Annotated in this window: 9 protein-coding genes and 1 pseudogene; 3 read left to right on the forward strand and 7 right to left on the reverse strand. The window is 46.9% G+C overall.

Going from position 1 to position 10,821, the window contains the following annotated elements; translation table 11 throughout:
- Window positions 1-17 precede the first annotated feature (17 nt).
- Together QMA35_RS14665 and QMA35_RS14670 are read right to left on the reverse strand one after the other, a co-directional pair.
- Window positions 18-407 carry a DUF2721 domain-containing protein gene (locus tag QMA35_RS14665; protein ID WP_281647904.1) on the reverse strand — a complete coding sequence of 130 codons (390 nt, stop codon included), beginning with the start codon at window positions 405-407 and terminating at the stop codon, window positions 18-20.
- Window positions 408-525: 118 nt separating this feature from the next.
- Window positions 526-777 carry a hypothetical protein gene (locus QMA35_RS14670; protein ID WP_281647905.1) on the reverse strand — a complete coding sequence of 84 codons (252 nt, stop codon included), beginning with the start codon at window positions 775-777 and terminating at the stop codon, window positions 526-528.
- A gap of 172 nt (window positions 778-949) precedes the next feature.
- On the opposite strand from QMA35_RS14670, the gene QMA35_RS14675 reads away from it, so the two are divergent.
- Complete coding sequence (locus QMA35_RS14675) at window positions 950-2,008, forward strand: alpha/beta hydrolase (protein ID WP_281647906.1); 1,059 nt, start codon at window positions 950-952, stop codon at window positions 2,006-2,008.
- A 28-nt stretch (window positions 2,009-2,036) separates the two neighbouring features.
- Here the strand turns inward: QMA35_RS14675 and QMA35_RS14680 are convergent, their stop codons facing one another.
- The 3 genes from QMA35_RS14680 to QMA35_RS14690 are packed head-to-tail and all read right to left on the reverse strand — an operon-like array spanning window position 2,037 to window position 5,241.
- Window positions 2,037-2,975 (reverse strand): hypothetical protein, encoded by a 939-nt coding sequence (locus QMA35_RS14680; RefSeq protein WP_281647907.1) that lies wholly within the window; start codon window positions 2,973-2,975, stop codon window positions 2,037-2,039.
- Window positions 2,976-3,020: 45 nt separating this feature from the next.
- Window positions 3,021-4,370 (reverse strand): hypothetical protein, encoded by a 1,350-nt coding sequence (locus QMA35_RS14685; RefSeq protein WP_281647908.1) that lies wholly within the window; start codon window positions 4,368-4,370, stop codon window positions 3,021-3,023.
- A gap of 37 nt (window positions 4,371-4,407) precedes the next feature.
- Window positions 4,408-5,241, reverse strand: a complete 834-nt coding sequence (locus tag QMA35_RS14690) for a DUF547 domain-containing protein (RefSeq protein WP_281647909.1) — start codon at window positions 5,239-5,241, stop codon at window positions 4,408-4,410.
- Window positions 5,242-5,661: 420 nt separating this feature from the next.
- Between QMA35_RS14690 and QMA35_RS14695 the strand changes: the two genes are divergently transcribed.
- Window positions 5,662-6,123 (forward strand): hypothetical protein, encoded by a 462-nt coding sequence (locus QMA35_RS14695; protein WP_281647910.1) that lies wholly within the window; start codon window positions 5,662-5,664, stop codon window positions 6,121-6,123.
- A gap of 73 nt (window positions 6,124-6,196) precedes the next feature.
- On the opposite strand, the gene QMA35_RS14700 is transcribed toward QMA35_RS14695, so the two are convergent.
- Together QMA35_RS14700 and QMA35_RS14705 are read right to left on the reverse strand one after the other, a co-directional pair.
- Window positions 6,197-8,407: a ricin-type beta-trefoil lectin domain protein gene (locus tag QMA35_RS14700; protein ID WP_281647911.1), complete on the reverse strand. Its 2,211-nt coding sequence runs from the start codon at window positions 8,405-8,407 to the stop codon at window positions 6,197-6,199.
- 412 nt (window positions 8,408-8,819) lie between these two features.
- Window positions 8,820-10,115 (reverse strand): hypothetical protein, encoded by a 1,296-nt coding sequence (locus QMA35_RS14705; RefSeq protein ID WP_281647912.1) that lies wholly within the window; start codon window positions 10,113-10,115, stop codon window positions 8,820-8,822.
- Between the two features lie 416 nt (window positions 10,116-10,531).
- Here QMA35_RS14705 and QMA35_RS21935 point away from each other — a divergent pair.
- Window positions 10,532-10,821: pseudogene (locus tag QMA35_RS21935) on the forward strand (hypothetical protein); the annotation flags it as partial.

Here is a 10,821-nt window from a genome sequence, read left to right on the forward strand (position 1 = left end):
GCGCCCTGCATGTTTATTTATTCCATATCATGCATCTGCAGATCGAGTGCGGTTGTGGAGATATGAACCTCAATGGCGCAGAACAGCAGCGAAGCCAGCAACAGCAACAAGCAGGCGCCGAAAATCAGTAAGGCCGCATACTCCATCCCCAGATACAGCAAAAACATATCCATTACACAAAAGATAAAGCTACCAATCCCTAACCCCTGCATATATTTAATCAGCATCATCCTGCGCCTCAGGTTAACAATCTGATCCGGCAGGTGCAGTTGGTCAGGGTTTGTCTGAAACTCTTTGTGAAGACTGCGAATCAGGGTAGCCAGCGCAAGAAACTTGTTGGTATACGACAGGAAAAGCAAAGATATAGCGGGGAAAAATAGCGCTGGGGTTGTCAGGGTGAGCAGCATGTAGTCTCCATGCGTGTGGATGAAACAGCAAAGCTGGGTTTGTTCTATTCTACGTTAACCACCCTTTATAGATGGTTTTTACTGATTTCCCCATCAGTAAAAACACAGATACTCGATGTTATTCATGGTGGTGAGACTGGATCATTTCATCGTCCACAGCCTCCGCATAATGCATTCTGCGACGGTCAAAGTGCTCTCCGGGAATATCTGGCAGCTGTGTGACTGGCCAGAGATAGGCCGTTGTACTTCCAAGTAATGCCCCGGTAGCCAGACCTGCAAATCCCCCAGTCAGGCCAGCGAGAACAATGCCTGTCATGCATCCAGCACCAGCTCCTGCGATGCCGGCAACCGATAACTTACTGATTTCCATGGTTTCTCCCTTATCCCTTGGATATTGAGTACCCAGTTTCTGTACGCTTTGACGGAACAAGTGGATCAGCTCTTGGTGATCCCGGGATCTGGTGATATAAACAGGGCATTGATGAAAATAATAATGTTAAAAGCTCTTGTAATCAGGGGTTTCATAGCTGTAAAGGAGGGATATGATGTTTGAAGGGATCATGAAAGGCTTGGCAAAGGTTCTTGTATCGGTGCACGGTCCGAGTTCGGCCTGGTTGGGAATGGATCGGGATATGCGCAAGCTGATGTCTCTTTTTCAGCGCATTCCGGCTCCTGATCAACAATCACCCCAGAAGCTGCGCCGTTCTTACCGTTTAAGTACATCTCTCTGGAGTCTTCCGGTTCACCCGTCTGTCACTGTTCGAGATGAGGTTGTTAATGAAGATATAACTCTTCGCTGGTACGAGTCTGCGAGAGAGAATGACCAGTGCCTGGTTTATTTTCATGGCGGCGGAATGATGATAGGTGACCTGCAAACCCATGATCGCTTCTGTCGATGGGTTGCTAACCGGCGTGGAATGACAGTTGTTGCCGTTGACTATCGCCTTGCTCCGGAACATCCATTCCCCGCTGGTGCTGAAGATGCAATCAAAGCCTGGAACTATATAGCCAACAGCTGGAGTAATGCTGGAAAGGAATTAAAGAACCTTGGCATTGGCGGTGACAGTGCCGGTGGTTATCTGGCGACTATGGTTTGCCAGCAGTTTGCTCGTTCCGGCCTCTCCGTTAAGCCGGATATTATGCCAGCCTGGCAGTGGCTGATTTATCCGGTAACTGACTGCACGGATCGTTCCAGCGAAGCCTGGGGAACATACAGTCATGATCTGGTGTTGACCAGTCAGTTGATGAACCGTTTTCACGACAATTACGTGCCAAATGTGGAGCAGCAAAGTTTACCTGAAGCGTCTCCTGGATTAGCGTCCGACGAGGTATTTACCCAATTACCACCGGCGATTGTTATTACCGCTGAGTACGACCCACTGCGGGATCAGGGATTGGCCTATGCCCGTAAACTCAGGTCGGCCGGTGTAGCGGTTGTTTCGCACCATGAACCCAAGTTGCCTCATGGTTATATCAGCTTTGGTGGATACTCTGATGGAGCACTGCGGGGCATAGAAAAGGCGATTAGCCTGATTGATGTTATCTGTCTTCAGGCACGTAGGACTATGCCAGGACAGGTCGATAAAGTCGTTCCTGAATAACGCCTGTGAAAGCCTTGTTTCGGATTGATCAGGAGCAGGGTTCCTCCATTCCCTGCAACAGGGCCATTTTCATTGCCGCAGGTGCCGCAAAGGATGATCCTCTCAGAACTTTCCAGAATGTTTTTGGATATTTCTCTTTTGGGGTGTTGCTGTAGCCGGTCAGGCGACTCAGGGGAATATCAATGCAGTGATCGTCATCCAGATCATAGCCAAGAGGCTCACCGGCTTCATTGTCGACACGCACCAGTTGGTAGGCCGCTCGTGCATAGGTATCGACAAAAACATTGTTGGCGACAAAGTGTTCCAGTTCCTGTTCGGACGCACCTACCGTGATAACACCCTGGGCGAATGAAAATGTATTGATCATCCGTCGCCCGCCATTACCCGCAATGGTGTAAACCGCCACGCCTTTGAGGGTGAGTAATTCCAGCTCTTGAATGATTTTCCAGGTATCAAGCCAGATCTGTGATTCCTTGCCCATGGATTTAACCGTTTCAATATATTGCCGGGCTTTGTTTTTCTGGAGAGGCTGCTCAAAAGAGCTGATTAGTGTGGAGGACTCCCAGGAGAGCACCAGTGCATCTATGGGTTGAACAGACATTCGGGTACTAATCTTTCGCAGATTTTCCAGAATATCTGCCATTGGAGCTTGGTTGTTGCGAATCGGGTAGCTAATGAAATTAATATTTCGGTGGGCTGCCAGCATTTTTACAAGATCACCGTGATAAAACGGTTCTGCCTGTTCATCTTCATCGATGTCTGTCAGTCCATAAAGGGCTAGGTGGTGATCCCGCTGAACTTCTGAGCTAAAACCTTCCGCTGGTGGAAAGAAGCGATCCAGAATAGCTACTCGGTATTGCTGCTCTGTATAGGGAGCCGGTTCAGTGAAGATTCCTTGTCCCGCATAACTGTGGATCGAGAAGAAAACAAAAAAGCTAAAACAAAGATGAGAGTATCGATAATTCATTAACACCTGCGGGCATCCTTGCACATCAGAGGAGTGAGAGAGCGATTACTGGCAGTTATCGAGGACTTGCTTAATCAGTAACGCCTTCTTTTTAGAATAGCTATCGATGGCGGAGCTGCCGGGGGGAATATGAAAAAGATCAAACCAGAAGTTGAGGATTTCACTCAGCTCTTTAGGGCGAAGTGTGAGGTCGCTGTCGTTTTCAATGCAGGAACCTCCCAGAACAATATGAATCCAGGGCCGGTAAAGCTCATGACGGATAAATACATAATGTGATCCGGCCCAATAGCTGTATTGATCAATATGTTGCAGGTCTGCCGGAATCAGGTTGAGGGGAACTTTGAGTACCATAAGGTCGCCCCTGATCGGTATGGAAGGCTGACATCCAAAAACAGTACTGGCACCACATCCGCTGGCATTAATGACAAAGGTTCGGGTATCCGGTTGAAAGTGTTCAGTCAGCTCGGTGTAGCTTTCCAGAGGGCAGGACAGTTGGGTAATAGTCATGTTTTTCTGCAGTACTTCCTCCATCGAATAAAGTAATACTGATGAGGTATCCACCTGTATAAAACTGTCGAAACATGTCATATCCGGGAAATGAAAAACTTCGCAGGTTTGTTTCTCAGATTTGTTGTAGTTGCTTCCCAGACATTGGGTATAGCCAAGTTCAGCAACATTCATCTCCGGATACAGTGGCGTATGAAAAAGTCGGTTGAGGTCTTCAACCTTAGGCTTCTTTATAGAATGAGAACTGTCTGGGTCAGGGAAAACCAGAGCACGAACGTCTTTAACCGTTCGATTAAGTGTTGGGCTCTTACTCATCTGTTCCCAGATTTCCTGTGTACGAAGCACGATCTTCGGCCAATGTTTGTGGTCTTTTAAATGCCCGATATGAAGTGGCAAAACAAAACCACCTGCAATCTGGCTGGGGAAATTATCAGCAAGTGAAGGTTCTGAGGTTTCCGGCAAAACTGTTGAGCATCCTCTGGGAAGGGAGGATGCCAAAACACGGATGGTGATATCCTGCCCTTCCCTGTTATCCAGGTCTTTACGCAAAGCCAGAGCAGTGAATATGCCGATATAACCGGCTCCCAAAATAATCACGTCATTGTGTTTATGAGGAGGGGAGGGTTGTAGAATTTCAGGGCAGATCGTATGGCTGATTTCTTCCGCTATGGCGGGGGCCAGTGTCAGCCCCGCGCCACCAAACCCATAAGCATGAAAAACCGGGTTACGGCTGGAAAGTGGGCGTGTTTTATCCCAACCTAAAGCTACTGGTTCAGAAAAATGGCGTTGACCAGTTAATGCTTCCACTTCGCCATGGTTTATAGCCAGCTCTGCAAGCCGGAACAGGTCAGGCAGGTGAATACGGGATGTTTTGGTATTTGATGCCATAAGCCGACCTTTTGCCAGATCGGCGCAAGCATAGACGCTATTTTATAAACCGATTGAGGTTCCAGTCATAGCGGTGCTCAACAGTGCCCTTGAAGTCTCTCAGCTCTGAAGCCTTGGCGGCGGGCGCGTATTTAGTCAGGTGTTCTTTAAGCTGCTGCATGGAGCCAAAGTCAGAGTTGTACCAGTCATAAATACTGGAAAGAAACAGAACTTCACCTCTGATTTCAAAACCTTTTGATTGTCGGGCATACCGACGAGCCGCCTGTTCCAGCATTTGCTCTTTATTTTCTCCAGTCCAGGCTTGTGGGAATAAGTCCGGACAACCCACGCTGGCACAGTTTACGGCGTAGTGGATACGGGCATCTTTCCAGATAGGACGCAGAATTCGGTGCTCAATATCGTTCAGAGTCAGTTCCTGCCCGGCAACTTCGGCAATATCATTATCCCAGGGGCCAAAACCCAACCAGCTGCCGATCTTACGAATAGATTTTACTGGATAATTATCAAGAATCAGGCGAACCGTCAGGGCGTTATACAGATTTACCCAGTAAGCGAACTGTTCATCCTTGCTATAAGCTCTAGGGTCAAGGGACTGCATCTGGCTGAGGTAAGATTTCAACGCCTGTTTATCTTTCGATGTGACTTCTTTGTACTTAACACGGTACATGGTGCCGGTCATATCCTCCTGAATATAGGTTTTCAGAAAATCATCCCAGAGCTGGTGATCTATCACCTGAGTACTTCTTTCATCACTTTTATCCCACAGTGGCCAGTATTCAGCAGAGGGTGCGGCTTTTCCTGCGGGCACAAGAGCCAGATACAAAAAAAGTGATAAAAAAATTGGCCTTGAATTCAGAATTTGTTTTCGCATAACCTGCCCCGGAAAGAATTATTCTCTGTTTTTCTTTTACTCAAATAAGCCTTCTTTGGATTCAGTGTTTTTCACTGACTTAATAGTTGCGTCACCTGCACCACACAATCGGGATCGTCGCAGTCAGGAAGGTAGTGGCACTTCGTCGTCTTGGTAGTAATAGAGGCCAAAGGCATGAAACCACCGCGTGGGGTTTTTGATGCAATGGAGAAGCTGTTGTCCGCTTTACAAAGGTGCATATCAGTCTAGAGTTTTTATTCTCCATTCGTCAGTGTTTGTTGGGGTTCTGATATGCTCTTGAGAAAGCTATCTGTTTTTAAAGCCTTTGCTTTAAAAGCCTCTATTGCTGCAATTTCGGGTTTTATACTGTTACCCAGTCTTATATTCAGCTCCTCCAGCAGAGCCGAAGAAGAGACAGTTTTGCAACCTAAACTACAATGTGCCACTGCTCGAGAAGCTATCGGGTACAATTCGGAATGGGATCTGCAGTATTCAGGTTGGGTGACAGGTCATAAGTCTGCTACCAACCGAAGCAAAAATCTTTTTGAGTACGATGCCAGTATTATGTTTGATTTCAAACAAGACACTGGACACTCCGCAACCATATCCGGCTCTTTGGTCTTTAAACAAGGCTATTTGGCTGACACATGGCCAGATCAGCTTTCTATTACGTCTTCGGCTGTTCTTGAACTCGACGATACCACCCTGACCATATTTATGGGGCCTGGTGAGACAGACCCTGTTCATCTACGACTTGTTAGTGAAGGGTGCTTTTTCATGGGAAATGGTCTGCTTGATAAGTATCAGGAGAAATCCGTTACTTACGTTGTAATGAAACCCCTCTATAAAGAGGCAGCAGATAACGACGGTATGGTTCCGTAAGCTCGAAAGCGAGCCTCTAAAAAAGGCTCAGACTGCCTGTGTAGCCTGAGCCTTTCAAGATTAGAAGACGGTGTTAGTCAACGGAAACAGGTACAACAACCCACCCCTGATTACCCACTTTATTCTCAAAGTTGGCCAGCCGAACCAGGGAATCCCGTGGATGATCCAGGAAAACATTAGCATTTTCCTGTGGGGTAATAGCTACAGGTGCGATAGAGCGAGCAGCCCCTCCCTGGTAAGGCATATTGACTTGAAAGCTCATATTGGGATGCCCAGCAATGCAATTCCAGATATGAGGCTCTGAGTCCTGCCAGAGCTGACCTTTATTATCCAGACAGCTGTTCCGGTTCGCTTTGAGTTTGAACTGCTTGTCTGCATAGCTCCAGAGCTTCAAGCTGGTGTCGCCACCCCGGCAATCCCTGGCACTCACTCTTGATTGTGAACCCGTACCATCAGCTGTCAGACAGTTATTCCGACTTTCATTAACCAGCATGAAGTACTGTTGCTTATCATCTGCAGCAGAACTGGTGACAGTGTTCTGATCTGTACTGCTGACAGCAAAGTGCTTCTCAAAGATCCAGAACCGATTATCGTGATAATCATTATTACGGTTCCAGACAGTCAAAGAGGCACCTGGCGAACGCCCATGGCTATCCAGAGCATTGGCTGAGGTATAAGCAGGAACAATGCGCTGGCCAACGAGATCGAAGGTCAGGTTTCGATGTTCAATACAGGAGTAAAGTTGCTGGCGGTGGCCACTGTTGCCACTACCTTCTGTATCCAGGCAATAGTTACCCAGTACAGTTTTCAAATGTCCATTCTGAGGGTTGTAATTCCAACGCTGGCGTGGAGAAGCATCACAGATCTGCATGGTGACAGGGGCATCAGTGTAAGCATGGTCTGAACCAACACCAACACACAGGCCCGTGCCTTTGTTGATAAGGGCAAAACCGTCCTGACGGGTTGTATCGTTGACAACCACTTGACCCGCTTCAGAAACATCCAACCCAGGTGCCAGGTCGACATTTCCCTGCTTGTAAATAAAGGAATAGCTTTCAGCAATAGACTGCGGAGTATCTTTCTCCTGAATGGCGGTAAAGGAGATATTCACTGTGTTCGCAATATCTTCTGCTTCTACATAAATGGATGCCGGTTCAAACCGATAGCCTTCCTTGAAAGGGCGAATTGTTACGCCCTGGCCATGGGGGCGGGGAAAATCAAAAGAGCCACTGATTTCATTCGTGACAACGTTACGACCCTTGTAATCCTGCATGATGTAACGACCATCACCAGTAGCAAGGTTCAAGTCTTCTGCCCAGTAATTAAACCGAACGCCATTAATCACATCACCCGACGCTGTCGCAACATCTCCTTTCACCGAAGGGATTTGATTTAGTATTGTTGCAGCCCGCATAGCCGTCATGTTCACTGATTCCCTGCGAGGAAAATCGACAACCAGTGACGTTATACGACGACCGGCCTGTGCCCACTTTTCGAGTGCTCCTGGTAAAATACGGGCATGGATATAATCGGCATCCCCCGTTGACCCGTAAGTGAAGACATCATCCAGTGCAAAAGCATTCCAACGAACAGCATCTACGCCATTAGCGTGAGTATAAGTACTGGAGAAAGGTTCATGTCTATTTGTATACTTTGGAGAAGTGCTGGCCATACTCCAGCCCCAGCCCAGCCCATTTCCGCCACCAATAATCACCAGGCGTTTGTCTAGCTGAGCTAGCTCATTAAGAGATGGTGGAGCTTCTTCCCCGTCCTGCCGCTGGTAAATACTGTCTTTTAATCCATGCTTATCCAGCTCTGCCAGTAGCGTCTCAGAGTCCAGCTGGCCTCCATCAATTTTCAGATAAATGATTTCTTTACCAATACCTTTTAAGCCTTCGGCAATTTCTGCAATGATGTCCGAGAAATAATAAGAGTTACCGTCAAGGGCTGCGTTCCCCCCGGAACCATGGAATAAACACCAGTTGCCGTTATCCGTTTTATAAACATCCAGCTCCAGCAGTCGAACGCCCATCTCTATTTGTTCTGTTATGCTGGAGTGCACATTCATGTTGGTCGTGATAATAGACGTCGGTGCACATCCTCCTCCAATACCACTGCGGTTAAAGCTGTTGTGGGTACCTGGAACGGTTATATCTGCGATGGAGATATCGTAAAGAGAGTCAGGAACGGAGAATTTATGGTAGTCCCCAGCATACTCAAAGCCTGCACTAGCGAAGCTCGAAATGAGAAAAGGCAGGGTGGATAACGCACGTAAAGACTTCATGCTCAGCACCTTTTTATCGTTTTATTTCTTTGTAGTTTCTGTAGTTTCTGTAGTTTTTTTGTTTGCCTAATAAGCGTTAGCCAATATGCCTTCAAGTGGCCGCTTAATCAACATGTCTATGATGTTATATTTGATGGGTTTAACCCTGCTTATTGTTCATGAGTAGAAATATCAGCGCTTTTCGCATAGTCGTGTTACTAGCAACTTAGTCTTTGTTAGCAACTTAGCCTTTGTTAGCAACTTAGCCTTTGTTTACTGTTTGAGGGTCTCAGTCCCGGCAGCTTCTTTCTGCGCACCCACTGCGAAGAATGCTAATGAGAAAGTCATACGGCAGTACGCTCAAAATCAATGGAAAATCATGAACACACCCTAAGTTAAAGGGGAGCAGACACTGAGTTGTTGTATCTGCTATCTATATTCCACTGGCTCTGTACATACTGAATTTTGGCAGGTTCATGGGTTCATGGAACAAAGCATTAAAGAGCACTCTGTAAATTATAATTCTTAATGATGATAGTAACCGTTTATGGCCGTCCATAGGTCCTGGTAGGCGCCTTTGTTCAAGACTATTAAGACTGCTTTGTCCAAGAAGAGCGGAATTCAGTTCGGTATTGAGATACAAGTCGGGCAATCGAAGACCGTGTGAGTCGGTATGGTCAGCGAGAAGATATCCTTCTTCTCCCATCCCAAAGATTTGCATTGTGTGACCGGTAAAAACCGGTACTGCCAAGTCAGTACATGTTAAACGAGTGGGATCTTGAATGCCGGGATTGGGAAGCACTTCTATTAAAGCGTTAATAATACATTTGGAAAAAGGATTAGCTGCCTGGCTGTACTCTCTGGATTTGTTCAGGGGCGTTGCGAGCACTTCTGTTATCCAGTAAGGCTGAACTTCTTTGGAATCAAAAACGAAAAGAACGCCCCATTGGTTATCAGAGGAACGGATGTGTAATTGTTCGTCTAACGTGGGGTAAAACTCAAGTTCATTGATACCGTACTGGGCGGCATGACGTGCCAAATCAGCAAAGCTATCAGTGGTATCATGGTTCAGGGTATCAGCATCAGTTGTGTTGAACGTCAGCTTAAAGTATTGATCTGATGGCGTTGAGGGTCGCAACTCTCTCAGGCGTAAATTTGTCTGGTTAAAAAAACTTAAGGAGTATGATGAGGCTTCCGTGATAACGGTTTGTTCTCCTGCAAGCTTACTATCGTTGATCTTATCGGCTTCTTCCTTAAGGGCTGCCGCCTGCAGTGCGAATTCAGAAAAGCCTAGACGTAACACAAAATGAAGCAGTTGAGCACTGGGGTAAGGCCTGGCCGATATGTCGTGCGACATGTGAGAGTTTTCGTACATCAACCTGACCGCCCATCGACCTAAGATTTCGATTAAGTCATGTGAAAGGTGGTAGTCGAGAAATGCTTCCATACTCTGAAACGACAAATAAGGAAGCGTCGAATTTCCAGTAAATTTGGTGACCCCGTATGCCAGCGTAGAAATGGCCGCGAATTTGGTGAGGTATTTTGCTTCCTGCTTCATGAAATGCTTGAACCGTGAGTCTGTTTCCAGCAGATGTGGTTTCATCTTTATAGGCAGTATTGGCAGGCTCGTACTCTGTGTTTCGGGTGTCTCTGTGCTTGCTTGTGCGGCAAGAGGAAGTATTAAAAATAAAGTCAGCAGAACGATGAGTTGTGCTTTGACCAATCCCACGAGCAGTTACCGTTGATTTCTTTTAGAGCGGTAAAATATAGATAGAATACTTTGATTATTTGGTAAAATTTTGTGCGGTTTCGTAAAACTTCCTAAGCTCTGTTTGTGTGTCGTCATATATTTTGACGGCTGACATAATCATTTAACGCTTCAAATCGGTTTATCTCACAAATATGGTATCAACCTACTGGAAATACCACCGCGAAGATTTTCCAGGCAGAGCCTTATTATTGGGTGGGAACGACAAAGCTCCTCGGTAATTAGCCCGTCAGTCTCCCTCCCTCGGTAATCACATCACTACAAGCGTCTGGGCCCACATCGTGACTTGCACCTGCCCGGCTCTGTTCACAATACATGTTGGTGCATGAACTATACTTCTGAGCACCGGTTTCTGTCGTGTAATTGGAACCATCGTCATGCAGCAAACACAATTCCAAGAGTTCCTGAAATCTCTCAGTACATTGTCCCCTGAACAGCTGACATGTTTGCACACAACCCTACCGCCATGCCCGAAAACGCCAGAGGTTACGGGCAATAGTCGTCTTCTTGAGCGTCTCAAATATTACTTTGATCAGCACCCGCGGTGCCCTCGCTGCACCTGTGAATCCATGACGCGCTGGGGGCAGAATGCTGGTCATCAACGCTACCGCTGCAACGCATGCGGGCGTACCTGTAACGCATTGAGCGGCACGCCATTGGCTCATTT

The sequence above is a fragment of the Parendozoicomonas sp. Alg238-R29 genome (assembly GCF_947331445.1).
In the GTDB taxonomy this organism is placed as follows: Bacteria; Pseudomonadota; Gammaproteobacteria; order Pseudomonadales; family Endozoicomonadaceae; genus Sansalvadorimonas.